Source organism: Streptomyces sp. NPDC059355 (assembly GCF_042752335.1).
Classification (GTDB): Bacteria; Actinomycetota; Actinomycetes; order Streptomycetales; family Streptomycetaceae; genus Streptomyces.
The window spans coordinates 146730-171376 of record NZ_JBHYXN010000011.1; the positions used below are offsets into that span (position 1 = coordinate 146730).

24 protein-coding genes are annotated in these 24647 nt (G+C 74.1%); 10 read left to right on the top strand and 14 right to left on the bottom strand.

The window, feature by feature from the left end; translation table 11 throughout:
- Positions 1–36 precede the first annotated feature (36 nt).
- Entirely contained in the window at positions 37–825 is a 789-nt protein-coding gene (locus ACFXGI_RS13790; protein ID WP_384705641.1) for a methyltransferase domain-containing protein, read from the bottom strand.
- A gap of 81 nt (positions 826–906) precedes the next feature.
- On the opposite strand from ACFXGI_RS13790, the gene ACFXGI_RS13795 reads away from it, so the two are divergent.
- A complete protein-coding gene (locus ACFXGI_RS13795) occupies positions 907–1833 on the top strand; it encodes a pseudouridine-5'-phosphate glycosidase (RefSeq protein WP_384705643.1) in 927 nt (308 codons plus the stop codon).
- Positions 1830–2777: a carbohydrate kinase family protein gene (locus ACFXGI_RS13800; RefSeq protein ID WP_384705645.1), complete on the top strand. Its 948-nt coding sequence runs from the start codon at positions 1830–1832 to the stop codon at positions 2775–2777. The genes ACFXGI_RS13795 and ACFXGI_RS13800 overlap by 4 nt, the downstream gene beginning before the upstream one ends.
- Positions 2778–2805: 28 nt before the next feature.
- Here ACFXGI_RS13800 and ACFXGI_RS13805 read toward each other — a convergent pair whose 3' ends face one another.
- Together ACFXGI_RS13805 and ACFXGI_RS13810 are read right to left on the bottom strand one after the other, a co-directional pair.
- On the bottom strand, positions 2806–3444 hold the full coding sequence (locus ACFXGI_RS13805; RefSeq protein ID WP_384705647.1) for a hypothetical protein: 639 nt from the start codon (positions 3442–3444) through the stop codon (positions 2806–2808).
- A gap of 165 nt (positions 3445–3609) precedes the next feature.
- On the bottom strand, positions 3610–4263 hold the full coding sequence (locus ACFXGI_RS13810) for a uridine kinase (RefSeq protein ID WP_384705649.1): 654 nt from the start codon (positions 4261–4263) through the stop codon (positions 3610–3612).
- Positions 4264–4354: 91 nt separating this feature from the next.
- Here ACFXGI_RS13810 and ACFXGI_RS13815 point away from each other — a divergent pair, with 91 nt between their 5' ends.
- Positions 4355–5800, top strand: a complete 1446-nt coding sequence (locus ACFXGI_RS13815; RefSeq protein WP_384705651.1) for a WGR domain-containing protein — start codon at positions 4355–4357, stop codon at positions 5798–5800.
- A 25-nt stretch (positions 5801–5825) separates the two neighbouring features.
- On the opposite strand, the gene ACFXGI_RS13820 is transcribed toward ACFXGI_RS13815, so the two are convergent.
- On the bottom strand, positions 5826–6200 hold the full coding sequence (locus ACFXGI_RS13820; RefSeq protein ID WP_384705653.1) for a cupin domain-containing protein: 375 nt from the start codon (positions 6198–6200) through the stop codon (positions 5826–5828).
- A 152-nt stretch (positions 6201–6352) separates the two neighbouring features.
- On the opposite strand from ACFXGI_RS13820, the gene ACFXGI_RS13825 reads away from it, so the two are divergent.
- Positions 6353–7060, top strand: coding sequence for a DUF2293 domain-containing protein (locus ACFXGI_RS13825; RefSeq protein WP_384705655.1), 708 nt, complete (start codon positions 6353–6355; stop codon positions 7058–7060).
- A 7-nt stretch (positions 7061–7067) separates the two neighbouring features.
- Here ACFXGI_RS13825 and ACFXGI_RS13830 read toward each other — a convergent pair whose 3' ends face one another.
- Positions 7068–7757 carry a chaplin gene (locus ACFXGI_RS13830; RefSeq protein ID WP_384705657.1) on the bottom strand — a complete coding sequence of 230 codons (690 nt, stop codon included), beginning with the start codon at positions 7755–7757 and terminating at the stop codon, positions 7068–7070.
- Between the two features lie 162 nt (positions 7758–7919).
- Between ACFXGI_RS13830 and ACFXGI_RS13835 the strand changes: the two genes are divergently transcribed.
- Positions 7920–8468, top strand: a complete 549-nt coding sequence (locus ACFXGI_RS13835) for a hypothetical protein (protein ID WP_384705659.1) — start codon at positions 7920–7922, stop codon at positions 8466–8468.
- Here ACFXGI_RS13835 and ACFXGI_RS13840 read toward each other — a convergent pair.
- Both ACFXGI_RS13840 and ACFXGI_RS13845 read right to left on the bottom strand, forming a co-directional pair.
- Positions 8449–9654 (bottom strand): SWIM zinc finger family protein, encoded by a 1206-nt coding sequence (locus tag ACFXGI_RS13840; protein ID WP_384705661.1) that lies wholly within the window; start codon positions 9652–9654, stop codon positions 8449–8451. The genes ACFXGI_RS13835 and ACFXGI_RS13840 overlap by 20 nt on opposite strands.
- Positions 9655–9673: 19 nt before the next feature.
- Positions 9674–12562, bottom strand: coding sequence for an SNF2-related protein (locus tag ACFXGI_RS13845; protein ID WP_384705663.1), 2889 nt, complete (start codon positions 12560–12562; stop codon positions 9674–9676).
- 262 nt (positions 12563–12824) lie between these two features.
- On the opposite strand from ACFXGI_RS13845, the gene ACFXGI_RS13850 reads away from it, so the two are divergent.
- Together ACFXGI_RS13850 and ACFXGI_RS13855 are read left to right on the top strand one after the other, a co-directional pair.
- Positions 12825–13382, top strand: coding sequence for a hypothetical protein (locus tag ACFXGI_RS13850; protein ID WP_384705665.1), 558 nt, complete (start codon positions 12825–12827; stop codon positions 13380–13382).
- Between the two features lie 31 nt (positions 13383–13413).
- The gene (locus ACFXGI_RS13855; RefSeq protein ID WP_384705667.1) at positions 13414–13674 is read left to right on the top strand and encodes a DUF6343 family protein; all 261 of its coding nucleotides are present in this window, start codon (positions 13414–13416) and stop codon (positions 13672–13674) included.
- A gap of 10 nt (positions 13675–13684) precedes the next feature.
- Here ACFXGI_RS13855 and ACFXGI_RS13860 read toward each other — a convergent pair whose 3' ends face one another.
- From ACFXGI_RS13860 to rpsA, 4 genes are all read right to left on the bottom strand, one after another.
- Positions 13685–14092: a tetratricopeptide repeat protein gene (locus tag ACFXGI_RS13860; protein ID WP_384705669.1), complete on the bottom strand. Its 408-nt coding sequence runs from the start codon at positions 14090–14092 to the stop codon at positions 13685–13687.
- Between the two features lie 66 nt (positions 14093–14158).
- The gene (gene coaE / locus ACFXGI_RS13865) at positions 14159–14785 is read right to left on the bottom strand and encodes a dephospho-CoA kinase (RefSeq protein WP_384705671.1); all 627 of its coding nucleotides are present in this window, start codon (positions 14783–14785) and stop codon (positions 14159–14161) included.
- A 70-nt stretch (positions 14786–14855) separates the two neighbouring features.
- The gene (locus tag ACFXGI_RS13870) at positions 14856–15794 is read right to left on the bottom strand and encodes a PAC2 family protein (RefSeq protein ID WP_384705673.1); all 939 of its coding nucleotides are present in this window, start codon (positions 15792–15794) and stop codon (positions 14856–14858) included.
- A 167-nt stretch (positions 15795–15961) separates the two neighbouring features.
- Positions 15962–17470, bottom strand: a complete 1509-nt coding sequence (gene rpsA / locus ACFXGI_RS13875) for a 30S ribosomal protein S1 (protein ID WP_266668098.1) — start codon at positions 17468–17470, stop codon at positions 15962–15964.
- Positions 17471–17837: 367 nt separating this feature from the next.
- On the opposite strand from rpsA, the gene ACFXGI_RS13880 reads away from it, so the two are divergent.
- Together ACFXGI_RS13880 and hrpB are read left to right on the top strand one after the other, a co-directional pair.
- Complete coding sequence (locus ACFXGI_RS13880; RefSeq protein WP_384705676.1) at positions 17838–18707, top strand: class I SAM-dependent methyltransferase; 870 nt, start codon at positions 17838–17840, stop codon at positions 18705–18707.
- 7 nt (positions 18708–18714) lie between these two features.
- The gene (hrpB, locus tag ACFXGI_RS13885) at positions 18715–21255 is read left to right on the top strand and encodes an ATP-dependent helicase HrpB (protein WP_384705678.1); all 2541 of its coding nucleotides are present in this window, start codon (positions 18715–18717) and stop codon (positions 21253–21255) included.
- Here hrpB and ACFXGI_RS13890 read toward each other — a convergent pair.
- The 3 genes from ACFXGI_RS13890 to ACFXGI_RS13900 all read right to left on the bottom strand — a co-directional run bounded on the left by ACFXGI_RS13890 (position 21239) and on the right by ACFXGI_RS13900 (position 23600).
- Complete coding sequence (locus tag ACFXGI_RS13890) at positions 21239–22243, bottom strand: DUF3068 domain-containing protein (protein ID WP_384705680.1); 1005 nt, start codon at positions 22241–22243, stop codon at positions 21239–21241. The two genes, hrpB and ACFXGI_RS13890, sit on opposite strands and share 17 nt — an antisense overlap.
- A 13-nt stretch (positions 22244–22256) precedes the next feature.
- On the bottom strand, positions 22257–22397 hold the full coding sequence (locus tag ACFXGI_RS13895) for an SPW_0924 family protein (protein WP_107048105.1): 141 nt from the start codon (positions 22395–22397) through the stop codon (positions 22257–22259).
- A 162-nt stretch (positions 22398–22559) separates the two neighbouring features.
- The gene (locus tag ACFXGI_RS13900) at positions 22560–23600 is read right to left on the bottom strand and encodes a lytic transglycosylase domain-containing protein (RefSeq protein WP_384705682.1); all 1041 of its coding nucleotides are present in this window, start codon (positions 23598–23600) and stop codon (positions 22560–22562) included.
- Between the two features lie 165 nt (positions 23601–23765).
- Between ACFXGI_RS13900 and ACFXGI_RS13905 the strand changes: the two genes are divergently transcribed.
- Positions 23766–24644 carry a DUF4184 family protein gene (locus ACFXGI_RS13905; protein WP_384705684.1) on the top strand — a complete coding sequence of 293 codons (879 nt, stop codon included), beginning with the start codon at positions 23766–23768 and terminating at the stop codon, positions 24642–24644.
- The last annotated feature ends 3 nt before the right edge of the window (positions 24645–24647 follow it).

The window sequence follows — 24647 nt, forward strand, 5'->3', positions numbered from 1 at the left end:
GTCCAGCCGGACGCCCCCTGGGCCGTGTCCTGCCGATCAGGCCGGTCGCCGGGCGCTGAGCACCGGCTGGTGGAATCCCGTGGCCTCGGCCGGGTGCCAGACCGTTTCGGTGAACCCGGCCCCGCGTGCGTGGTCCGCCGTCTCCTCCTCGGGCAGCGCCCAGTACGTGGCCTTGGCCGTCCGGGTGGTCCACGTCTCCCGGCCGCCGGGCGCCCCGGACGGCAGCAGCTGGAACATCTCCAGGTCGTACCGCTCCCCGTCCTCGTGCCACTCCCACAGCTGGAAGCTGATGGTCCGCCCCTCCGGGCCCGTCCGCACGTGCGGGGCGTCGCTCTGCGGCCGGGTCCGCCGCAGTTCGCCGTACGGGCGGGTCGAGAGCAGCAGCAGGCCGCCCGGGCGCAGCACCCGCAGGGTTTCGGCCAGGGCGGCGCGGACCGCGTCGGCCGTGAGGAGGTGCGGCAGGGCGTTGTCCGCGCAGACGACCGCGTCGAACGAGCCGTCCCGGAAGGGCAGGGCCCGCATGTCCGCGGCCGCGGTGGACAGGGCGAGACCGCGCGCGGCCGCCTCGCGGCGGGCCCGGGCGGCCGAGGGCGGGCTCAGGTCGGTCCCGGTGACCCGGTGGCCCGAGGCCGCGAGGCCGAGCGCTTGGGTGCCGATCCCGCAGGCGTTGTCGAGGACGCGGTGCGGGCCGGTGCCCAGGGAGGCGGTGAGCAGGCCGTCCAGTGCCCGGCCCTGGCGGGCGATGCCCGCGTCCCAGTCCGCGTACAGGAGGTCGTACCGGTCGGCGAGTTCGTCGTAGAAGGCGCGCGTGTCCGGGGAGTTCATGCGGGCACGCTACCCGGACAGGTTCGGCGGCGGTGGGCGGGAGGGCGTTTGGGGGCGGGGATCCCGTGCCATGGATGGGACATGCACACATCACCCGAGGTCCCCGTCCTGTCCGAAGAGGTCCGCGAGGCACTGGAGCGGCGCCGTCCGGTCGTGGCCCTGGAGTCGACGATCATCGCGCACGGGTTGCCCCGTCCCCGCAATCTCGCCGTGGGCGCGGAACTTGAGGCGCTGGTGCGCGCCGAAGGCGCGGTTCCGGCCACGGTCGCCGTCGTCGACGGGGTGGCGTACGCCGGCCTCGACAAGGCGCAGCTGGAGCGGATCGCGGGCGGCGAAGGCGTGCGCAAGCTCGGCCACCGGGATCTGGCGCCCGCGCTCGCGACGGGCGCGACCGGAGCGACGACGGTCTCGGCGACGGCCTTCCTGGCCGCGCGGGCGGGGCTGCGCGTGTTCGCCACGGGCGGGCTGGGCGGCGTACACCGGGAGTACGCGCAGACGCAGGACGAGTCGGCGGACCTGGCGCTGCTGGGGCGGACGCGGATCACCGTGGTGTGCGCGGGGGTGAAGTCGATCCTGGACGTGCCGGCCACGCTGCAGCGGCTGGAGACGCTCGGGGTGGGGGTGGTCGGGTACGGGACGGAACGTTTCCCCGGCTTCTACCTGGCCAGTTCCGGCGAGGCGGTGGACTGGACCGTCCACCGTCCGGAGGAGGTGGCCGCGGTGATGGCCGCCCAGGACGCGCTCGGCGGGCCGGAATCGGCGCTGCTGGTGGCCAATCCGGTGGCGAAGGCGGAGCAGTTGGATCCGCAACTGCACGACCGGGTTCTGGCCGAGGCCCTGGAGGAGTGCCACGCACGCGGGATCACGGGGCAGGCGGTGACCCCGTTCCTGCTGGGGTTCCTGGTACGGGCGACGGGCGGGGCCTCGCTGGAGGCCAACCTGGCGGCGGTACGGGGCAACGTGGCGCTCGGGGCCAGGATCGCGGGGGCCTGGGCGGCCCGTCCGTGACGGCGCCCGCGGCGGAGTCCGGGGCCGCATCCGCGGCGGAGTCCGGCGCCGCGCCGGGAGCGCTGCTGGTCGTCGGGGACGTGGTGACGGACGTCGTGGCGGTGCATCCGGAGCCGCTGGCCCCGGCCACCGACACGGCCGCGCGGATCCGGACCCTGCCGGGCGGCGCCGGGGCCAATGCGGCCTGCTGGGCGGCCTACGCGGGGGTGGCGGAGGTACGCCTCCTCGCGCGGGTGGGCACCGAATCGGCCCGGTGGCACGAGCAGTCGCTGCGGGACTCGGGGGTGCGGCCGCGGCTGGTCATCGATCCGGCCGAACCCACGGGGACGGTGGTCGCGCTGGTCGGCAAGGACGCGGAGCGCACCTTCCTCACCGACAGCGGCGCCGCGCTGCGGCTGACCCCGGCGGACTGGGCTCCGGCCCTGCTGGACGGGGCCGCCCATCTGCACCTGTCCGGCTACCTCTTCTTCGCCGACAGCAGCCGCGAGCTGGCCCTGGTCGCGCTGCGGGCGGCCCGGGCCCGGGGGGTGCCGGTGAGCGTGGACCCGGCCTCGGCGGGGTTCCTGGCCGGGCTGGGTGCGGAGCGCTTCCTCGGCTCCGTGGCGGGCATCGGCGTGCTGCTGCCCAACGAGGACGAGGCGCTGCTGCTGGCCGGGCTGCCGGAGCCGGCCGGGGCTGCCCGGGCGGCGGCGGAGCTGAGCCGGCGGGTACCGCTCGTGGTGGTCACCCGGGGTGCGGCCGGGGCGCTGGTGGCGGAGGGGGGCCGGGTGACCGCCGAGGTGTCGGCGGAGTCGGCCGAGGCGGTGGACTCGACGGGTGCCGGGGACGCGTTCACCGGCGGGTTCCTGGCCGCGCGGCTCGCGGGCGCGGCCCCGGCGGACGCGGCCCGGGCCGGGTGTCGGGCGGCCGCGCTGGCGGTGACCCGGCTGGGCGGGCGCCCGTGACGGCGGCCGCGGGCGGCGGGTGAAGGCGCTACGAGCTGTACTCCTCCTGGCCGAGGGTGTCGATCACGCCCGCCTTGTTCACGCTGTAGTGGAACACCAGGCCCTTGTTCGGGTGGGTTTCCAGCCACGAGGTGAGCTCGTGCGTGGTGATCGGCTTGTTCGTGGAGCCGGAGAGGATCGGGGCGTGGGCGCCGATCTTGGCGTCCTCGGCGATCGGGATGTAGGTCTCCTCGCCGACGGTCACGAAGGGGGTGGTACCGCCCGCGACGGGGCAGCCCCAGTGGCCGTGCTTGACGATCAGGCTGTACGCGCCGCCCTCGGGGGTGTAGCGGTGGACGGCGACCTCGTTCGGCGAGACCGCGTCCTTGGAGGCGCAGGCGGGTCCGGGGGCGGGCGGCTTCGGTTTGGCCGGGGCGCTGGCGGTCGGGGACGGCTTCTTCGAGGACGCCGCGGAGGCGGACGGGGCCGCTCCGCCGGGCGCGGCGGAGGAGGAGGCCGTGGCCGGGGGGCTCGCCGGGCTCGCGCCGGGGCTCGTACCGGCGGCGCCCGCGTCACCCCCGTCGCCGTTGCAGGCCGTGAGGGTCATGGCCCCGCAGAGCACCAGAGCGGCGGCCGCCTGCCGCCGCATCCGTCTCGGACCCTGAACCGCGCTACCGCGTCCGCTCATTGCCGTCTCCCTCTGCCAAGGCGCCACCGCGTGGTCGCCGTCGAAGCGTGACGTCAACGTAGTGCGCGGTCACGGCCGGGGCGATGGCCGGATCCCGTTCGTCACCGGTCCGCGATGGCGTTGTTGCGGATCCCGTACGTCCGTGACGGGACAGGGGCGCGGAGCTCAGCCGGCGGAGCCGGTGAGACCGGTCCAGGCGGGGTGGCGGGGGTCGTCGGCCCGGACCACCGCGTCCGCCCGGGCGGCGGGATCGGTCTCGGCCTCGTAGCGGGCGAAAGCGGGCAGGGTCCAGCGGGCGGACTCCTCGGTGCGGCGGGCCAGCGCCCCCGGGGAGAGCCTGATGTGCACGCCGAGGTCGAAGGGGAACCAGTGGCCCAGCAGCAGCGGTCCGTGCACGATCACGACGCCGCCCGGCGGGAGTTCTGTGTACGGGCTGCGGGTCGCCCGGTCGGTCACGGGGTCCCACAGGTCGGGCAGGACCCGGCCGGTGCCGCCGGGGTCGGTCGGGCCGAACACCTCGCGCCACAGGGCGGCGGTGTCGTACCAGCCGCCGAGGTAGGAGTCCACGTCCTCGCGGCCGAACTCGAAGCGGAGGGAGGCGGGGCGCAGGAATCCCCCGGCCGGGACCACCAGGACCGGGCGGCCGCGCAGGCGCAGCGCGTCGGCGAGGTGACCGGCGAGTACGCCGGTCCCGGCGGCGGGCGCGCCGTCGATGCCCACCCGCTGCCAAGTCCCCTCCCCTGCCGGTGACTTGTGTTCGTCGAGGTGGCCGGCGAGCCGCTCGGCCATCCGCTGCCATGTGATCGCTTCCAGCTGCACAGACCCATTGTCAGTGGTGGGCCCTAACGTTTTTCACGAGGGATCACCGGCGGGAAAGAGCCGTTGGCCCGGCCTTGGGGAGGGGTCTGTCATGGCTCGCGAGACGACGTATCTGGAGCTGTCGCAAGACGGCGGCGGGGCGCACAAGTTCTACGAGGTGACCGTGGACGGCACCGCCGTCTCGGTGCGGTACGGACGGATCGGCGCGGACGGCCAGGTGCAGAGCTCCTCTTTCCCGACCGTCGAGAAGGCCCGGGCGGCAGCCGCCAAGAAGATCGGCGAGAAGGTCCGCAAGGGGTACGCGCCGGCCGTGGCCGGGCAGCGCTCGGCGCGGTCGGTGTCCCGCCGCCAGGTCACGTCGGCGCCGTCGACGGCGCGTGCGGTGGCCCCCGTGCTGTGGCGGTTCCGTACGGGCTCCTCGGCGTTCGGGATCCATGTGGACGAGGACCGCTGCTGGGTGGGGAACCAGGCGGGGGACGTCTACACGCTGAGCCACGAGGGCGAGGTGCTGGCCCGGTACTCGCTGCCGGACGGTGTGAAATGCCTGGTGGCGGACGAGTTCTGGATATACGCGGGCTGTGATGACGGCACGGTGTACGACCTGTCGTCGAAGGTGCCGTTCGGGGCCTACGACATCGCGGCGGACGTGGACATCTTCTGGCTCGACATCCACGAGGGCGTGCTGAGCGTGTCCGACCGCAGCGGCGGCCTGACGGTCATCGACCACGAGGACGAGTTCCAGTGGTCGCGGCGGTCGCCGGGGTCGAATGCGTGGATGGTCCGGGCGGACGGGCGGTCGGTCTACCACGGCCACAGCCAGGGCGTGACGGCCTACGCGGCCGACGGCGGCGCGCAGTTGTGGCACACGCCGACCAACGGCTCGGTGCTGTTCGGCTGGCAGGAGGACCACACGGTCTACGCGGCCACCGGGCGCCACACCGTGCAGCGGCTGTCGAAGGCGACGGGGGCCTTGGAGGCCTCGTACCGGTGCGACGCCGCCGTGTACGCGTGCGCGACCTCGCCGGACGGCCGGCACGTGTTCGCCGCCGACTACGCCTCCTCGGTGTACTGCTTCGACGCCGACGGGCAGCGGCTGTGGAAGCTGGGCACCGGCGGCGGTTCGGCCCTGTCGATGCAGTATCTGGACGAGCGGCTGTACCTGGTCACCACGGACGGGTCCCTGATCTGCATGGACGCGAGCGAGGCGGCGATCCTGGCGGCCCAGCAGGGTTCGGTGCCGACGGCCGTGGACGTGAAGTCGGCGGCTGCGCTGCCGGTGTTCACCCCGGCGGTCTCCGCCGCGGCGGTGGCGACCGTCTCGGTGGCGGCGGCCCCGGCCGGCGGTGTGGTGGTGGAGTGCGTGCAGCAGGGCGGCCGGACGCGCGTGCAGGTGGTGTCGGGCGGCTTCGAGTCCTCGTGGAACGTGCAGTTCCCGCGCGGGATACGGGAGCCCGGTGCCCGGTACGTGGTCGACGGGCTGCATGCGGCCTCGGGCGGGTTCTACCGGGTGCGCGGGGAGATACGCCGCCTGGTCTGACCGGGGCGGGGTCCGGCGGGGCGGGTCACGGAAGACGGCCCGGGCAGGCGCACGGTTCGGCGCCGGGCGGGGCGTCCGAGGGTATGGAGAAGGCCTCGTCCTCGGCGAGCGTGCAGGTCACGTACAGCACGACCGGTACGGTGCCGAGGTTGCGGCCGAGGTGCAGGTACTCGACGCCGGGCGGTTCGACGAAGCTGGTGCCGGGGCGGTGCACGACGACGGAGTTGTCGTGCAGGATCCGGGTCAGCGTCCCGGACTTGACGAGCGCGATCAGCGGGACGCGGTGGAAGTGCCAGCCGGTGCAGTCGCCGGGCTCGATGACGATCTCCCGGCCCGCCAGGCCCTCCGCGCCGCCTTCCACGGCTCTCGTGAGCCGCGCCGTCGGCTGCCATCCACCCATGTACGCACCCTTCCCCCATGGGCATCACGGCCCTACCGCAGCCCCAACGCCCCACGGTAGAGGGACATCCGGACATCCGGGAAAGTTGGCGAAACCTCAATCGTCATTTTCCGCCAGGTGATAACCGGTCCGGACAGCGGTATCACATGGTCATGAGCCTCGTGGTGTTCGAGTCGCTGAAGCAGATCCACTGCGCGGAATGCCGCCAGGGGCCGCTCCGGCATCTCGTCCGCGAGGTCGGCGTGCCCCGGTGCCTGGACTGCGCCGACCTGGGCCACCTGGTCTACCTGCCGCGCGGGGACGCCGCCCTCACCCGGCGGGCCCGCGAGGCGAGTTCGCTCTCGGCCGTCGTCGTCCGGTTCAACAAGCGGCGCCGCCGCTACGAGCGCCAGGGGCTGCTGGTCGAGGACCCCGCCCTGGCCCGCGCCGAGCGCGCCTGCCTCGCGGACGCCGAGGCGCGGGCCCGCCGCCGGGAGCGGGACCGGCTGCGCCGCGCCGTCGAGGACACCCGGTTCACGGCGGCCTTCGCCGCCGAGATCGTGCGGCTGTTCCCGGGGTGCCCGGCCGATCGGGCGGTGGCGATCGCCGCGCATGCCTCGCTGCGCGGCAGCGGCCGGGTGGGCCGTACGGCCGACGGCCGGGCCCTGACCGAACAGGCGGTGTCGGTGGCGGTCCGGGCGGCGGTGCGGCACACCGACACCGAGTACGACGCCCTGCTGATGGCGGGCGTCCCGCGGTTCGCGGCCCGGGCCCGGCTGGCCCCCCGGATCGACGCGATCCTGGACGCCTGGCGCACGCCCCCGCCGCCTTCGTCTTCGCCGCCTTCGTCTTCGCCGTCGCCGGCTGTGGACACCTCTTAGGAGGTGTCTACCGGAGGCGGAAGCGACGGTAGAGCAGCACCCCGCCCAGCAGCAGTGCCCCGCCACCGGGCACCAGGTAGCCGACTCCGTCGGCACCGGTGTGGGCGAGCGCCGGGCCCTGCTGCGGCGGCGCGGTCGGGGTGACGGGCCGCTCGACTACCGGCGGCTCGACGACCGGCGGCTCGACGACGGGCGGCTCGACGACGGGCGGCTGAGGCGGCTTGCCGCCGCTGGGCTCGTCGCCGTTGACGGAGGTGTTGCCGGTCGAGCTGTTGCCGACCCCGACGACGCTGACCGAGTTGCCGCTGATGTTGAGGGGGACATCGACCGGGAGCTGGATCCCGTTGCCGGACAGCAGCCCCGGCGAATCCTTTCCGCGCCCGTCGGCATGGGCTCCCCCGCCCGTGTGTGACCCGCCATCGGCTCCGGTTCCCGGTTTCGAAGGATGCGAGGACACCGACCCTGGATGCCCGTCGCCGCCACCGCCCTGGTTGGCACAGCGGTTGCCCGCGGCCGAGTTGAGCAGCCCGACCACACTCACGGTGTTGCCGCACACGTTCACCGGGGTGTGCACCGGCAGCTGCACCAGATTCCCCGACAGCAGCCCGGGCGAACGCTCGGCCTTCCCGCCCGCGTCCGCGTCGGCGAAGGCGAATCCGCCGACACCCGCGACCGCCAGTCCACCTCCCGCAACCACCGCCACGATCAAGCCATTCCGACGACTGTGACGCATGAGTACCCTGCCTTCCGGAGGAGTTCACGGGCACTGCACCCGCACCGGAAACAACGCGGCAAACCCGTTCGGGTTATAGAGCGGGTAGGCATTTCACCCCATCGTGTACTGGGTAGTGCCTACGTCATGACTGAACACCCGCTCCTGCTCCTCGACGTGGACGGCCCCCTCAACCCCTTCCGGTCCCGCCTCGCGGGGCTGCGCGGGTACACGAGCCACCGGATGCATCCGGCGGACTGGATGTCCCGCCGGGACCCCGGCTCCCGCAGCGCCCGGCGCGGGCTGCGCATCCGCCTGCACCCCGCGCACGGCGCCCGACTGCTGGCCCTGCCCTTCGAACTCACCTGGGCCACCGCCTGGATGCACCAGGCCAACACGATGATCGCCCCGCACATCGGACTACCCGGTGATCTTCCCGTCATCGAATGGCCGGAACTCTTCGCCGCCGATCCCGACGGCCTCTTCTGGAAGACCCGCCCGCTCCTCGACTGGGCTGCGGGCCGTCCCTTCGCCTGGGTCGACGACATGATCACCCCGCAGGACCGCGACTGGATAGCGGCCCACCACCCGGCCCCGGCCCTCCCCCTCACCATCCACGCCCGACACGGCCTGCGCGACCGCGACTTCACCACGTTGACGCGCTGGGCGGCCGAGGTCAGCGGCGCAGGGCGGTGAGGGGGTCGGCCGCGGGAGTGCCCGTGGGCCACCAGTCCTCGGTGTCCGGCCGGGACTCGTAGGCGTACCAGAGGCCGTCGCGGCCCAGGCGGAGCTGGCGGGTGTGCGCGGTGAGGCGGTTGCGCTCGGGGCGGAAGGCGCCCTGGGAGGCGGCGATGAGCGCAGGGCGGGCCCGGTCGAAGGGGCCGGCCGGGGGGTCCCAGGCCTCTTCGAGGGCGGCGAGCGCGGGCCGCCCGCCCTGGCGCCAGGCCGCGGCGGCGCGGGCCAGGTCGGTGGTGGTGCTACCAGTGGCCCGGGCCAGGTCCCGGTAGAGGGTGCGGGCCGCGCCCGTGAGGCCGGCCGTGGGGTGCGCGGAGGCCAGGCGGACGGCGTCCTGCCAGAGCGTGAGCCCGGCGATCGGATCCTCGGCGGTGGTGAGCAGCGCGAAGGCGCGGGCGGCGGCGTCCGTGGCGAGCTGGTCCAGGGCCAGCGGGTCGGGGGCCGCCGGGTCGGCCGGGTACGCGGGCGGAAGCCCCACGGCGGCGGGCGCGCGCAGCGGGGCCGGCAGCGGTGGCAGGCTGGTGCGGGTCAGCGCGGCGCGGGCCGGGATCCCGGGGAAGTCCGGTGCGGTGTCGGGCTGTTCACGGGCGGCGTGCGCGGCATTGCGGCGGGTCAGCTCGTCGAGGAGCTCCCGCTCGCCCCGGCCGCGCAGGAGCAGCAGGACGAACGGGTCCTCGTCGAGGAGGCGGGCCGCCCGGTAGCAGAGGGCCGCGGCGTGCTTGCAGGGCGGACGGGCGGTGTCCGGGCAGGAGCAGCGCGGGACGAGCTCGCCCGCGCCGGGCAGGACCTTGCCCGCCAGCGACTGCGGGACCTCCCGCTCGAGCAGGCTCGCGAGGGCCGTGGGGTCCGCGGCCACCGCCTCCAGGAGCTCGCTCCACTCGGCGTCCGGGAAGGGGCTCAGGGCCAGTTCGGTGCGGTACGGGCGGGCCCGGCTGCCCCGGACGTACGCCACGATGCGGCCGGGGGTGACCGTGACCGCGTCGACATGGCCCTCGGCCGCGTACGCGTACCCCCGGGCCAGGCGCGCCGCATCGCCGGACGCCTCTTCGAGCGCCGACACCCAGGCCCGCCCCCACCAGCTGGCGGCCTCCACCCCGGCGGGCACCGTCTCGAAGGTCCGGCGGCGGTCGTCCCGCGCGGTGATCATGCGGGCCTCCTCACCGTGGTCATACGGGCCTCCTCAGCGAGACGAGATCGGCCAGCTCGCGGTCGGTCAGCTCGGTCAGCGCCGACTCCCCGGAGCCGAGCACGGCATCGGCCAGGGCCCGCTTCGCCTCCAGCATCTCGGCGATCCGGTCCTCCACGGTGCCCTCGGCGATGATCCGGTGGACCTGGACCGGCTGTGTCTGGCCGATCCGGTACGCGCGGTCGGTGGCCTGCTCCTCCACCGCCGGGTTCCACCAGCGGTCGAAGTGGATGACGTGGCCGGCCCGCGTGAGGTTCAGCCCGGTGCCCGCCGCCTTCAACGAGAGCAGGAAGACCGGGACTTCGCCCGACTGGAAGCGGTCCACGAGCTCCTCGCGGCGCGCCACCGGCGTCCCGCCGTGCAGGAGCTGGTGGGAGATCCCCCGGGCCGCCAGGTGCCGCTCGATGATCCGGGCCATCGTCACGTACTGGGTGAAGACCAGCACCGAGCCGTCCTCCGCGAGGATCGTGTCCAGCAGCTCGTCCAGGAGGGCCAGCTTGCCCGAGCGGTGCGGGATCCGGGGCTGCTCCTCCTTCAGGTACTGCGCGGGGTGGTTGCAGATCTGCTTGAGCGAGGCCAGCAGCTTCATGATCATGCCGCGCCGCTCGATGCCCTCGCTCGCCTCGATCACGGCCATCGCCTCGTCCACCGCGGCCTGGTAGAGCGAGGCCTGCTCGCGCGTGAGGGAGACCGGGTGGTCGGTCTCCGTCTTCGGCGGCAGCTCGGGGGCGATCCCCGGGTCGGACTTCTTGCGCCGCAGCAGGAACGGCCGGACGAGCGCGGCGAGCCGGGCCACCGCCGCCTCGTTGCCCCCGTCCTCCTCCTGCTGGTGCTCCACCGGGCGGGCGTGCCGGGCCCGGAAGGCCGTCAGCGGGCCCAGCAGCCCGGGCGTGGTCCAGTCGAGCAGCGCCCACAGCTCGGAGAGGTTGTTCTCCACAGGGGTGCCGGTCAGCGCCACCCGGGCCGGCGCCGGGATCGTGCGCAGCGCCTTCGCCGTCGCCGAATGCGGGTTCTTCACGTGCTGCGCCTCGTCGGCGACGACCATGCCCCAGGGCTGCCCGGCCAGCCGGGCGGCGCTCGCGCGCATCGTCCCGTACGTGGTGAGGACGAACCCGCCGGCCAGCCCGTCGAGGCTGCGGCTGCCGCCGTGGAAGCGGCGCACTGCGACCCCGGGCGCGAACTTCTCGATCTCCCGCTGCCAGTTGCCCAGCAGCGACGCCGGGCAGACGACGAGCGTCGGCTCGGGGCGGTCCCGGTGCAGGTGCAGCGCGATCAGCGTGACCGTCTTGCCCAGGCCCATGTCGTCGGCGAGGCAGCCGCCGAGGCCGAGCGAGGTCATCAGGTCCAGCCAGGCCAGGCCGCGGGCCTGGTAGTCGCGCAGGGTGGCCTTCAGCCCGACGGGCTGTGGCAGCGGGGCCAGCGCGCCGGTCAGCCGCTCCCGCAGGGCGGCCAGCGCGCCCACCGGAACCGCCGCCACCGACTCCCCGTCCACCTCGGCCGTCCCCGTCAGTACGGTGGCCAGCGCATCCACCGGGTCCAGCAGGCCCAGCTCCCGCTTGCGCGCCTTGCGCACCAGCTCGGGGTCGACCCGGACCCACTGGTCCCGCAGCCGCACCACCGGCCGGTGGGCCTGGGCCAGCGCGTCCATCTCCCCCGGGGTGAGCCGGTCGCCGCCCAGCGCGAGCTCCCAGGAGAAGGCGAAGAGGTGGCCGGCGTCGAAGAAGGCGGTGCCATCGGTGGCGGAGCCTGGCGCGGTGGACCGTACGACCGCGGTCGCGGACAGCGTACGGGCCAGCTCGCGCGGCCAGTGGACCAGGACCCCGGCCGCCGCCAGCCGGGTCGCGGCCCTGCCGAGGAGGTCTTCGAGCTCCGGGTCGGAGAGGGCGAGGACATCGGGGACCGGCTGGTCCAGCAGCCGCAGCAGCGGCGGCCAGACCCGCGCGGCCCGGCGCAGCGCCAGTACGGCGTCGATCCGGGCGCGCGGCCCGAACCCGGCGGCGGCCGCACCGGCCCACAGCAGCCCGGCGTCGGTGACGAGGGTGGGGTCGGCGAGGCTGTGCACCTGAACCACGGCGGCGCCCGCACGGCGGATGTCGGTGTCCTGGACGGCGCCCCCGTCCTGGCCGGCGCCCCCGTCCCGGGTGTCGTCCGTGCCCTCGGTGTCGTCCGGCCGGTCGAAGAGGCTGAACGAGGAGAGGTCGAGCCGCAGCGAGATCCCTACGCCCGCATCGGCGCCGGCCGCGACCTGTGCGGCCCAGTCCTGTATCCCGGGCACCCGCCGGGGCTCCTGCGCGGCGAAGGGCCGCCCGGCGGCCACCGGCGCGGCCGGGGTGCGGGGCAGGCTGTCGGCGACGGCGTCGAGGAACGCCCGGACCAGCGCTTCCGGTTCGGGCAGCAGGAGCGGGCGGCGACCGGCCAGGGGCGTGGCGTACCCCTCGTACGGGAGGGCGGCGGCCACCGCGCGGAGGTGTCCCACGTCCTGCGCGTCGAGCGGGCCGGCCCGCCAGGCGTCGACCCCGTCGGGGGCGACGCCGGGGAGGAGGAGGCCGCGGGCGACGAGCGCGAGGGCATGGAGGGCGGCGGTGCCCCAGGCGCGGGTGGCGGGATGCGTGGCGGGGCCGCGGGGGGCCCGGGCGAGGAGGGGGAGGGCGTCGGTGACGGAGAGGGTGAGGGAGGCAACGGTACGGGTGCGGACCCCCTGGCCGTGGGGGCGCACGACGGTGAGCGGGGCCGGGGTCCCCGCGCCGCCCTCCGGAAGCGGGTCCCCGTCGGGGGCCCAGAAGGCGATCCGGGACTCGCGGGGGACGGCGGCGGGGAGGAAGACGGCGGGGTGGCGCAGGAGCGCGGTCGCGGGCGGCTGCGGTGTCACGGTGTCGGCTCCTCTCCCTCTCGGCGCGGTCGGATCAGACGGGTCCCGTCTGCCGTCGAGTCTAGGTGTGGGCACTGACAATGCCGCTGAGCTGGGCGGACACCGACTCCCGACCCGCGGCGCGGGGCCCTCTCCCCGCACTTTGAACGCCGGCGGGGCCGGATCGGCCCGGCCGCGTCCGACCCTGGCGGGGCGTTTTGGGGTGGCATGGGGTGGGGACGGCTCACGCACCGCACCAGCTGCCGCATCGGGGGAAACCACCATGCTCCAGGGCCTCGCCGCCGTCGTCGCACTCGTGCTCGCCGCCCCCGGATTCCTCGGCGCCGCCGACCTCCCTCCGCATCCCACCTCGCCCTGGCATGCCGGGAAGGTCACCGAGGGGCTGCCCGAAACGGCGCCGTTCTGCCTGGACGGGGCGCTTCCGGCCGCCGGGAGCCGGCATCGGCACTTCGGGACCGACCTCGACACCGGCGCCGTGCAGGTCTCCGTGCGGGCCTCCTCCGACGCGGCGGCCGCGCGGCCGGCCCGCGGCCTGGAGCGGCAGGTCGCGGCCTGCGCCGCCGACTGGCTGCGGGAGCACCCGGACGGGACGGCGCGGTCGAGGGGCTACGGCGCCCTCCCCGTCGAGGAGGGCGCGCACGTGTACGGCGTGCACACCTCGATCCCGGACTCCGAGCCCGGCGTGCACCTCTTCGGCATCGGCCGCGACGGCTCCACCGTGACCGTCGTCCAGTGGGGCCGGATGGGCGACCTGGGCGACGCCCCCGTCCCCGCCTTCAAGCGGACGACCACGGCCGCCGTGGACCGCCTCGATCCATGACCGGTGGGACCATGGAGTCGAGGCGATGGTCATGCGTTCCGGAAACGAGCCGGTGACCGCCCGCAGTCCGCTGCGGCTGCGGTTCTGGCTGAGTCTGTGGGGGTTCGTCTGGGCCGCCGCCGGGACCGCCGCGTTCTCGCTGGTCGGCCGTCCCGGGTGGGCGGCCGCCTGCGGGGTCGTCGCCGTGCTCGCGCTCGTCGACCTGGCCGTGGTCCTCCACCACATCCACCAGGGCCCGCACTACCAGCCCGGCCCGGAGATCCCCCCGTACGAGCCCCCGCGCCGGCGCTGACCCGGCTCCGCTACTGCTCGAAGCGGGCCGCGGCCACGTAGTCGGGCCGGGGGTCCAGGGCGGCCGCCAGGCGGAAGTGCTTGCGCGCCTGCTCGGGACGGCCGGAGCGTTCGTGGGTGCGGGCCAGGGCGAAGTGCGCGAAGGCGTTGTCCGGCTCCCGCTCCAGCACCAGCTCGAACTCCAGCGCCGCCGGACGCAGTTGTGCGGCGGCGAAGAACGCGCGGGCCCGCAGCAGCCGGGCCGCCGTGTTCTCCGGATGCGCGGCGATGACCGAGTCGAGCAGCTTCACGGCGCCCCGCGGGTCGCGCGCGGCCAGCAGCTGCTCGGCGGCACGGTAGTCGATGACGTGGGTCTCGGGCGACGAGCCGGACGGCGAAGGCTGCTGCGCCGGTACGGACGGTGGCGTGGTGTCGGACACGGTTCGATCCTTCCCTCTGCGACCGCGTTCAACGCCCCGCGCCCCGCCTGCTATTCCATGTGCACGTCAGGCACCGGCAGCGCCTGCCGTGCCTGCCGCGGATTCCCGCGCCTTGAGCTCCGCCCACACCTTGCGCACCTGCGGCTCCAGCGCCTCCAGCGGCCCGCCGTTGTCGATCACGAGCGTGGCCACCGCCAGCCGCTGCTCCCGCGTGGCCTGCGCGGCCATGCGGGCCCGCGCCTCCTCCTCGGCCATCCCGCGCAGCGCGGTCAGCCGGGCCAGCTGCGTCTCGGGGGCCGCGTCCACCACGACCACCAGGTCGTACAGCGGCGCCAGGCCGTTCTCCGCGAGCAGCGGTACGTCGTGCACCACGATCGCGTCGGCCCCGGCAGCGGCTTCCAGCTCGGCCGACCGGGCCCCGACCAGCGGGTGCACGATGGCGTTGAGGGTCTGCAGTTTCGCCGGGTCGGCGAACACGATCGATCCCAGCTTCGGCCGGTCCAGCGTCCCCTCGGCGGTCAGCACGGACTCCCCGAAGGCCGCCACGACGGCCGCGAGCCCCGGCGTACCGGGCTCCACGACCTCCCGCGCGATGCGGTCGGCGTCCACGACGACCGCCCCGTACCCCGCCAGCAGCCGCGAGACCTCGCTCTTGCCGGCACCGATTCCGCCTGTCAGGCCCACCTTCAACATGCCCAGCAGACTAGACCCCGCGCCCGGGCCCCCGTACGGCCCCCCGCCCCGGCCGACCGGGACGAGGACCTCAGCCCTCGCCCTCGCGCTCCGCCAGGAACCGCTCGAACTCACGGCCGATCTCGTCCGCCGACGGGATCTCCTGCGGCTCCGCGATCATGTTGCCCCGCGTCTCGGCGCCGGCCGCCGCGTCGTACTGGTGCTCCAGCCCCTGGACCAGGGAGACCAGCTCCTCGTCGCCCTCGCGGATCTGCCGGTCGATCTCCGTCTGCGCACGGTGCGCCTCGGTGCGCAGCGCGTGCGCCACCGCCGGCAGGACCAGCCCGGTCGCCGCCGTGATCGCCTCCAGCACCGTCAGCGCCGCGTCCGGGTACGGGGAGCGCGCCACGTAGTGCGGTACGTGTGCGGCGACGCCCAGCACGTCGTGCCCGGCCTGGCCGAGGCGGAACTCCACCAGGGACTCCGCGCTGCCCGGCACCTGCGCCTCGTCGAACGGGCTGCGGTGCCCCGGCATGAGGTCGGTCCGGTTGCCGTGCGGGGTGATCCCGACGGGCCGGGTGTGCGGGACACCCATGGGGATGCCGTGGAAGTTGACCGAGAGCCGGACGCCGAGGCGCTCGACGATCTGGCGGACGGCGACGGCGAAGCGCTCCCACTCCACGTCCGGCTCGGGGCCGGAGAGCAGCAGGAACGGGGCGCCCGTGGCGTCCTGGACGAGCCGCACCTCCAGGCGCGGCTCCTCGAACTCGGTCCAGTGGTCGCGCTGGAACGTCAGCAGCGGCCGCCGGGCGCGGTAGTCGACCAGGCGGTCCGCGTCGAACCGGGCCACGACCTGGTGCGGCAGCGTGTCGAGCAGCCGCTCGACGATCTGCTCCCCGGCCTCACCCGCGTCGATGTACCCCTCGAAGTGGTAGAGCATGACCAGCCCGGCCGAGTCCTGGGCAAGCGCCAGATCAGCCACTGCCAGGCCCTTGGCATCCCATTCGTACAAACCCTGTGGATCAAGCACCGCCACCACTCCTCCTCGCCGCCTACTGTGCGCACAACGTCCAAGGCGGCTGCTCCATTCCCCAGTTGGCCGCTTTCACAGGAACGCGACAAGGCCCGCCCCCCGAAGGGGACGGGCCTTGTCGTTCAGCTCAGCTACAGCTCACACCGGGGTGCGATGCGCTGCGATCAGCTCTGGCCGCCGGCCAGCTTCTCGCGGAGCGCGGCCAGGGCCTCGTCGGAGGCCAGGGCGCCCGAGGTCTCGTCCGACTCCGAGGAGTAGGAACCGCCCGAGATGCCCGCACCGGCGTTGCCACTGGCGGCCGGGGCGGCAGCGCCCTCGGCAGCAGCGGCCTCGTCGGCCTCGCGGCTCTTGATGACCTGAGCCTGGTGCTGCTCGAAGCGGACCTGCGCCTCGGCGTACTGGCGCTCCCACGTCTCGCGCTGGGTGTCGAAGCCCTCGAGCCAGTCGTTGGTCTCGGGGTCGAAGCCCTCGGGGTAGATGTAGTTGCCCTGGTCGTCGTAGGACGCGGCCATGCCGTACAGGGTCGGGTCGAACTCGACCGACGCCGGGTCGGCACCGAAGGACTCGTTGGCCTGCTTCAGGGACAGCGAGATCCGGCGACGCTCGAGGTCGATGTCGATGACCTTGACGAAGATCTCGTCGTTGACCTGGACGACCTGCTCCGGGATCTCCACGTGGCGCTCGGCCAGCTCGGAGATGTGGACCAGACCCTCGATGCCCTCGTCCACGCGGACGAACGCACCGAACGGAACCAGCTTGGTGACCTTACCCGGGACGACCTGACCGATCTGGTGCGTACGGGCGAACTGCTGCCACGGGTCCTCCTGCGTCGCCTTCAGCGACAGGGAGACACGCTCGCGGTCCATGTCCACGTCGAGGACCTCGACGGTGACTTCCTGGCCGACCTCGACAACCTCGGACGGGTGGTCGATGTGCTTCCAGGACAGCTCGGAGACGTGGACGAGACCGTCGACGCCACCCAGGTCCACGAAGGCACCGAAGTTGACGATCGAGGAAACGACGCCGGAGCGGACCTGACCCTTCTGCAGGGTGGTGAGGAACGTCTGGCGGACCTCGGACTGGGTCTGCTCCAGCCAGGCACGGCGGGACAGGACCACGTTGTTGCGGTTCTTGTCCAGCTCGATGATCTTCGCCTCGAGCTCCTTGCCCACGTAGGGCTGGAGGTCGCGGACGCGGCGCATCTCGACGAGGGAGGCCGGCAGGAAGCCGCGGAGGCCGATGTCGAGGATGAGACCACCCTTGACGACCTCGATGACGGTACCGGTGACGATGCCGTCTTCTTCCTTGATCTTCTCGATCGTGCCCCAGGCGCGCTCGTACTGGGCGCGCTTCTTGGACAGGATCAGACGGCCTTCCTTGTCCTCCTTCTGGAGAACCAGGGCCTCGATCTCGTCGCCGACCTTGACGACCTCGTTCGGGTCGACGTCGTGCTTGATCGAGAGCTCACGGCTCGGGATCACGCCTTCGGTCTTGTAACCGATGTCGAGCAGGACCTCGTCCCGGTCGACCTTCACGATGACGCCGTCGACGATGTCGCCGTCGTTGAAGTACTTGATCGTCTCGTCGATCGCGGCGAGGAATGCTTCCTCGTCACCGATGTCGTTGACCGCAACCTGCGGGGTGGTGGCGGTGGTCTCGGTGCTGCTCGTCATGTGGGTAAGGGCTCCGGTTACGGACAGAAAGTCGTAGGTACTGCTACGCCGGGAGCCCTTATCGGCATCTGCCGATGAAGCCGGACAGCCAAGGAAGCCCCTACTCCGCCGTGAAGCGGTCAGGGCCTCGAAAACCGAGGGGACATCAACAGATACAAGCGCAGCCTGCTAGGTCTGAGGAGCACAGGCTCGCAGCGCAACTTGTAGCATACGGGGACAGCCGGACAGGGTCAATGCGCGAAGGCGCACACCCCGGGCGGATCACCGCATAACCGGCACAATTCGTGGGCGGGCAGGCGCCGATGGCCCTTCTCTGCCGTGTCACGACTCTTTCCGACTCTTTCCGCAGACTACGACGACGGGCCCCATGAACCAAGAGGACTACGCCTCCGAAGAAGCGTACGAAGCCGACGGCATCGGTCACGGCGGCGTCGAGGACGCCGGCGACGACGCCGAGGCCACCCGGCGTGACGCCAACGAAGCGGAGAGCAGCCGGGCCAGCCGCGGCTGGTGGGACCGCAACGCCGACGAGTACCAGAGCGAGCACGGCGCCTTCCTCGGCGACGACCGCTTCGTCTGGGGGCCGGAGGGCCTCGACGAGGCGGACGCCGCACTGCTCGGCCCCGCGGACTCCCTCAAGGACAAGGACGTCCTGGAGATCGGCGCCGGCGCCGCCCAGTGCTCGCGCTGGCTGGCCGCCCGGGGCGCCCGCCCCGTCGCCCTCGACCTCTCCCACCGCCAGCTCCAGCACGCCCTGCGCATCGGCGAGGACGTCCCCCTGGTGGAGGCCGACGCCGGAAGGCTGCCCTTCCGCGACGGCTCCTTCGACCTCGCCTGCTCCGCGTACGGGGCCGTCCCCTTCGTCGCCGACCCCGTGAACGTCATGCGTGAGGTCCACCGCGTCCTGCGCCCCGGCGGCCGCTGGGTCTTCTCGGTCACCCACCCCATCCGCTGGGCCTTCCCCGACGAGCCCGGCCCCGAGGGGCTGTCGATCGCCGCCTCCTACTTCGACCGGACCCCGTACGTGGAGCAGGACGAGCAGGGCCGCGCCGTCTACGTGGAGCACCACCGCACCCTCGGCGACCGGGTCCGGGACGTGGTGGCGGGCGGGTTCCGCCTGGTCGACCTGGTGGAGCCGGAGTGGCCCGCGTGGAACACCCAGGAGTGGGGCGGCTGGTCCCCGCTGCGCGGCAACCTGATCCCCGGCACCGCGATCTTCGTCTGCGAGAGGGGCTGAGACCCGGTTGACCCGACAGCTCCGCCAGGCCGACCTCGACGCCCTCCCCGTACGGGAGGCCCTGCCCGCCCTGACCTCCGCGCTGGACGGTCACGGCACCGCGGTGCTCTGCGCCCCGCCCGGCACCGGCAAGACCACGCTGGTACCGCTGGTGCTGGCGGGGCTGGTGGGCGGCGGGCCCCGGCGCCGGGTGGTCGTCGCCGAGCCGCGGCGGATCGCCGCCCGGGCGGCGGCGCGGCGGATGGCCTGGCTGCTGGGCGAGCAGGTGGGCGGCTCGGTGGGCTTCACGGTGCGCGGCGAGCGGGTGGTGGGACCGGCGGCGGCGGTGGAAGTGGTCACCACCGGTGTGCTGCTCCAGCGCCTCCAGCGGGACCAGGAGCTCGCCGGCGTGGACGTGGTGATCCTGGACGAGTGCCATGAGCGGCACCTCGACGCCGACACGGTCGCCGCGTTCCTGCTGGACGTACGGGAAACCCTGCGCCCGGAGCTGCGGCTGGTGGCGGCTTCGGCGACGACCGACGCCGCGGGCTGGGCCCGCGTCCTCGGCCGCGGGCGTCCCGGAGGCGCGCCGGTGGTGGAGGCCGCGGGGGTGTCGTACCCGGTGGAGACGGTCTGGGTCCCGCCGGCCCGGCCGGTGCGGCCGCCGCACGGGATGCGGGTGGACCCGGCGCAGCTCGCGCACGTGGCCTCGGTGGTGCGGCGGGCGCTGGCGGAACGTTCCGGTGACGTCCTGTGCTTCCTGCCCGGCGTCGGGGAGATCGCCCGGGTGGCCGGGCAGCTGGCCGGGGTGGAGGCGGAGGTGCTCCAGCTCCACGGACGTGCCCCGGCGGCGGTGCAGGACTCGGCGCTCTCCGTCGCGCCGCACCGCCGGGTGATCCTGTCCACCGCGGTGGCGGAGTCCAGCCTGACCGTGCCCGGGGTACGGGTGGTCGTGGACTCCGGTCTGGCCCGCGAACCCCGGGTGGACCACGCCCGGGGGCTGGGCGCCCTGGCGACCGTACGGGCGTCCCGCGCGGCCGGGCGCCAGCGGGCGGGCCGGGCCGGGCGCGAGGCGCCGGGGGCGGTGTACCGCTGCTGGTCGGAGGCGGAGGACGGCCGCCTGTCGGCGTTCCCCTCCCCCGAGATCCGGATCGCGGACCTGGCGCAGTTCGCGCTGCAGGCGGCCTGCTGGGGCGATCCGGACGCGGCCGGGCTGGCCCTGCCGGACCCGCCGCCGGCCGGGGCGATGGCCGCGGCGCGGGAGGTCCTGGTCGCGGTGGGCGCGGTGTCCCCGGCCGGCGGGGTCACCGCACGCGGGCAGCGGATGGCCCGGCTCGGGCTGCACCCGCGCCTCGCCCGCGCCCTGCTGGACGGCTCCGCCTCGCTGGGACCGCGCCGGGCCGCCGAGATCGTCGCCCTGCTGAGCGAGGAGCCGCCGCGGGAGTACGGGGACGACCTGGCCGCCGCCTGGCGCCGGGCCCGCGCGGGCGGCGACGCCTACGCTGCCCGCTGGCGCACGGAGGCCCGCCGCCTGGAGCGGGCCGCGGGAAGCCCCGCCGGGAGCCCCTCGGGGCTTTCCGACGATGCCGCCGCCGGGCTCGTCGCGGCCCTGGCGTTCCCCGAGCGCGTCGCCAGGGCCAAGGGCGAGGGGGCGTTCCTGATGGCCTCGGGGACGGCGGCCGAGCTCGGTGACGGCTCATCGCTGCGCAGCGCGCCCTGGCTGGCCGTGGCCGTCGCCGACCGGGGGCCGCATTCCGTCTCCGCCCGGGTCCGGCTGGCCGCCGTCGTCGACGAGGACACCGCCCGGGCCGCCGCCGACCACCTGCTGACCTCCGGGGAAGAGGTCCGCTGGGAGGACGGGGACGTGGTGGCCAGGTCCGCGGAACGGCTCGGGGCCATCGAGCTGGCCGTGCGCCCGCTCAGGAGCCCCGACCCGGGCCTGGTCAGGGCCGCCCTCCTCGACGGCCTGCGCGGCGAGGGGCTCGGCCTGCTGCGCTGGTCCCCGGACGCGCGGACGCTCCGGGCCCGCCTCGGCTTCCTGCACCGCACGCTCGGCGGCGGCTGGCCCGACGTACAGGACGACGACACCCTGCTGGACCGCGCCGACGACTGGCTGGAGCCCGAGCTGTCACGGGCCCGCCGCCGCGCCGATCTCGGGCGGATCGACGCCGGGCAGGCACTGAACCGGCTGCTGCCCTGGGCCACCGGCGAGGCCGCCCGCCTCGACGAGCTGGCCCCGGAGCGGATCGAGGTGCCCAGCGGCTCCCGGATCCGGGTGGACTACTCCGCCGAGGGGCACGGGCAGCCGGTCCTCGCCGTGAAGCTGCAGGAGCTGTTCGGGCTGGCCGAGACCCCGAAGGTGGCCGGGGTGCCCGTACTCGTGCACCTGCTGTCCCCGGCCGGGCGGCCCGCCGCCGTCACCGCCGACCTGGCCTCCTTCTGGCAGGGCGGCTATCGCGCGGTGCGCGCCGAGCTCCGCGGCCGCTACCCCAAGCACCCGTGGCCGCAGGACCCGGCGACCGCCGAGCCCACCCGGCACACCAACGCCCGGCTCAAACGGCAGCAGTGAGCCGCGTGGTGAACGCCTCCCCGTCCTGCGCCTCGCCTCGGCGCCGGCCGCGGGCCTCCAGCCACAAGGCCGCCCCGAGCAGGACGAGGGCCCCCGCCGCCAGGCCGATCGGGGCGTACGTGTGCAGCGCGAGGACCTTCGTACGGTTCGACTTGACCAGGTCGACGGTGTACGCGGCGTAGTCCTCGCGCATCTTCACGTGCCCGGCGAAGACGGTGAGCCGGCCGTCGGGCGCGCCGGCCGCGATGCCGCCGCGCATCTCCTGCTCGATGACCTGCTCGGCGTTGACGGGCGCCCCGGTCACCGGGTCGACCCAGAACATCGCCTTGGCCTGGTACCAGAGGCTGGTGCCGGTGCTCTGCTCGAAGGTCTTCGGGTCGATGCCCTCGATCGGCATCTTCTTCGGGAGCGAGACCTTCGTCCACGGGAGGGTCTGCTCGTAGTAGTAGACGTCCATCCCGCGGTACGTGCGCGGTCCGACGTAGTGGATGGGCGAGGCGGTGCGGGTCTGCGCGTCGAAGTAGAGGTAGTCGCGCGGCTCGGTGAAGAACGGCCACTTGAACTCGATGCCCTCGCGTTTGACCGGGTCGCCGTCGACCATCTCGCCGGTGGCGTGCACCGGGTCCTGGCTGTGGGCGTCGAAGATGTAGCGCTCGGGTATCCGGGAGACCATCTTCCCGTCCGGGCCCATGATGTACGTCAGGGTGTCCCAGACGACGACGTCCTTGCCGGCGCTCGCCTCGATCTCCTTCGACGCCTCGACGTTGCCCTTCAGGGTCTGGACGATGGTGACCTTGTCCACCTTCTTGGGCTGCATGCCGGCGGTGTAGTCGAGGAGGGTCGCGTCCTTCGCCTCCAGGACCATCTCCTGGTACTGCCCCGGCGGGATCTTGGCCAGCCGGGGGTACGCGTACCAGCGCAGCAGCGGTGCGAGGGCGGCGAGGAACACGGCGAAGGCGAGCAGGACGAGGCTGGCGGTACGTCTCAAGGCCGGGCCTCCTCTACTGTCCGGGCGCGCTGGGCGCGGTGGTGAGCAGGGGCTTGGGAGAGGTCTTGCCTTCCGGCGCCCCGAGTGCCGTGATGGCGAACACGAGGGCCAGCGCGGCGGCAAGCCCGATGGCGGCGGCGAGGAATGCGCGCATGCCGGGGCCTCCGGAATCTGATGGGACGTCAGGGCGGAGCCGCACCGTAGCAACGCGGGGCGGAGATGAGAACCGTCTCGGGACGGCGGCCGGGCGGACCGGGACGAGGACGGCCCGCCGGTTCCCCGGCGGGCCGTCTCGTGCTGCTCGGTGAACGCCCGGCTACGAGGCCTTGGTTCCGGTGGGGGACGGGGAAGCGGACGGGGACGCCTTGCGCGTGGCCGTGGGGCTCGGGGTGGGCGCGGGAGTCGGCCGCGCGCTCGCCGTCGGCGTGGGCTTCGGGGACGGCGTCGGACTCGGCGTGGGCGTGGGGGGCGGCGTCGGCTTCGGCGTCGGGGCCGGCTTCGGCGGGGTCGCGGGCCGGTCCCCGCCCGCGTTCGGAACCGCGTGGGCGCCCTGGAGGTAGTAGGTGAACCAGGACTTCACCGTGCGGAGGTACTCCGCGGACTGGTTGTACGAGAGCACCGCCCGGTCCAGATCGGCGGGTACGCGCAGATCGCGGCTGCCCGCGCAGAGGTAGCGGCCGGCCGCCAGGGCGGCGTCGTACACGTTGTCGGGATTGCGGCGGCCGTGACCGTCCGCGTCCTGACCCCACGACGCCCACGTGGACGGGATGAACTGCATCGGGCCGACCGCCCGGTCGTACGCGGCGTCCCCGTCGTACTCCCCGCCGTCCGTGTCGCGGATGCTCGCGAAGCCGTTGCCGTCGAGTACGGGGCCCAGGATCCGCCGCAGCGTGGTGCCGTTGGTGTCCACGCGGCCGCCGCCGGCCTGCCCGGACTCGACCTTGCCGATCGCGGCGAGCAGTTGCCAGCGCAGTCCGCAGCCGGGGTCGGTCTGCCCCACCTTCCGCTCGGCCAGCCGGTACGCCGCCAGGACCGTCGCGGGGATTCCCTGCGCGCCTTCCCCGCCGCCCATCGCCACCGGTTCGTTGTGCGTCGCCGGCGCCCCGGTGGCCGGCTGTGCGGCGGCCGGGGCCTCCTGCGGCTGTTCGCCCGCCGGGGGCGGGAGTTCCGCGAGGTAGTCGGAGTCCCCGCCGGACTCCGCCGGCCGTGCGGGCAGCACGGCCGCCTCTTCGGCGTCCGCCGCGGACATCCGCTCCCGCGAGGGGGCCTGGGACCCCGTCAGCGCCGCGGCCACCAGTGCGCAGATCAGGGCCGCGGCCCCACCCTTGCGCAGCCTGCTTCCGATCCGAGCCGACATGAGCCGGGTCCCCTCCCCCTCGACGTCGGCGCGACCCTACGTCAACTCCCTTCAACCTGCACCGATCGGAGTCCGGATTTCACCACTTCCCCACCTGCCGCGCAGCTCACGCATACTGTCCCGGACCATTCGGGGCGCATTGGCCCGAAGTAAGGAAGAGATGCCATGCCGTTCACGCTCAGCCACGCGGCCGCCGTCCTGCCCGCCGTGCGCCGTACGGGCAGAGCCCGCGGACCGCTGGTCGCGTCGGCGCTCGTCCTCGGGTCGTTCGCGCCCGACACGTTCTATTTCGCGGACGCCGTCGTCTCGGGCCTGTGGCCGTATGGAGAGTTCGCGCACTCGCTGCCCGGGGTGTTCACCATGGACGCGGTGCTGACCGCCGCGCTCGCGGCCTGCTGGCTGCTGCTGCGCGAACCGCTGATCGCGCTCCTGCCGCGCCGCCGCCGGGGCCGGATGCACGCCTTCGTACGGGGAGAGGACTGGCGGGGCCGCGGCCCGGTGTCGGTCGCGTCGTGGTTCTACGTCTGCGCCGTCATCGGCTCCCTCACGCACGTGGTGTGGGACAGCTTCACCCACCCCCACCGGTGGGGGACGGACGCGTTTCCCGTACTCGGCGAGCCGTTCGCGAACGGGCTTCCCCTCTATACCTATGTGCAGTACGGGACTTCCGCGGTCGCCGCCTGCGCCCTGCTCTGGTTCGCGGTGACGGCCGTGCGGCGGCTGCCCGACTCCCCCGCCCCGGCGTCCGTGCCGGTGCTCGGCCGGGCGGAGCTGCTGGGCGCGGCCGCCCTGGTCGTGGGGTGCGTGGCCGTCGGGGTGACGATGCGCGTGCTGCGCTTCTTCACGTTCTTCGACCGGATCCGCACCCCGCTCGACATCATCCCGACCGTCTGTTTCGGAGCGGGCGGCGGCCTCGCCGTGGGCCTGCTGCTGTACGGGGTCCTCGTACGGCTCCTGCACCGGCGCGAGCCGGCCCGCACGGACGAGGAGACGCGAACGCCCGCCCCCACCGCACAGCGGCCTGCGGGGACGGGCGTCCGGTGAGCC

What these genes read in the sequence shown, in the direction of transcription:
- ACFXGI_RS13895 (WP_107048105.1), bottom strand. Translation starts at nt 22,397, where the DNA reads ATGCGCGCATTCCTCGCCGCCGCCATCGGGCTTGCCGCCGCGCTGGCC.
- ACFXGI_RS13840 (WP_384705661.1), bottom strand. Translation starts at nt 9,654, where the DNA reads ATGATCACCGCGCGGGACGACCGCCGCCGGACCTTCGAGACGGTGCCC.
- rpsA (WP_266668098.1), bottom strand. Translation starts at nt 17,470, where the DNA reads ATGACGAGCAGCACCGAGACCACCGCCACCACCCCGCAGGTTGCGGTC.
- ACFXGI_RS13835 (WP_384705659.1), top strand. Translation starts at nt 7,920, where the DNA reads ATGACTGAACACCCGCTCCTGCTCCTCGACGTGGACGGCCCCCTCAAC.
- coaE (WP_384705671.1), bottom strand. Translation starts at nt 14,785, where the DNA reads ATGTTGAAGGTGGGCCTGACAGGCGGAATCGGTGCCGGCAAGAGCGAG.
- ACFXGI_RS13880 (WP_384705676.1), top strand. Translation starts at nt 17,838, where the DNA reads ATGAACCAAGAGGACTACGCCTCCGAAGAAGCGTACGAAGCCGACGGC.
- ACFXGI_RS13855 (WP_384705667.1), top strand. Translation starts at nt 13,414, where the DNA reads ATGCGTTCCGGAAACGAGCCGGTGACCGCCCGCAGTCCGCTGCGGCTG.
- ACFXGI_RS13805 (WP_384705647.1), bottom strand. Translation starts at nt 3,444, where the DNA reads ATGAGCGGACGCGGTAGCGCGGTTCAGGGTCCGAGACGGATGCGGCGG.
- ACFXGI_RS13795 (WP_384705643.1), top strand. Translation starts at nt 907, where the DNA reads ATGCACACATCACCCGAGGTCCCCGTCCTGTCCGAAGAGGTCCGCGAG.
- ACFXGI_RS13790 (WP_384705641.1), bottom strand. Translation starts at nt 825, where the DNA reads ATGAACTCCCCGGACACGCGCGCCTTCTACGACGAACTCGCCGACCGG.
- ACFXGI_RS13900 (WP_384705682.1), bottom strand. Translation starts at nt 23,600, where the DNA reads ATGTCGGCTCGGATCGGAAGCAGGCTGCGCAAGGGTGGGGCCGCGGCC.
- ACFXGI_RS13850 (WP_384705665.1), top strand. Translation starts at nt 12,825, where the DNA reads ATGCTCCAGGGCCTCGCCGCCGTCGTCGCACTCGTGCTCGCCGCCCCC.
- ACFXGI_RS13815 (WP_384705651.1), top strand. Translation starts at nt 4,355, where the DNA reads ATGGCTCGCGAGACGACGTATCTGGAGCTGTCGCAAGACGGCGGCGGG.
- ACFXGI_RS13825 (WP_384705655.1), top strand. Translation starts at nt 6,353, where the DNA reads ATGAGCCTCGTGGTGTTCGAGTCGCTGAAGCAGATCCACTGCGCGGAA.
- ACFXGI_RS13820 (WP_384705653.1), bottom strand. Translation starts at nt 6,200, where the DNA reads ATGGGTGGATGGCAGCCGACGGCGCGGCTCACGAGAGCCGTGGAAGGC.
- ACFXGI_RS13905 (WP_384705684.1), top strand. Translation starts at nt 23,766, where the DNA reads ATGCCGTTCACGCTCAGCCACGCGGCCGCCGTCCTGCCCGCCGTGCGC.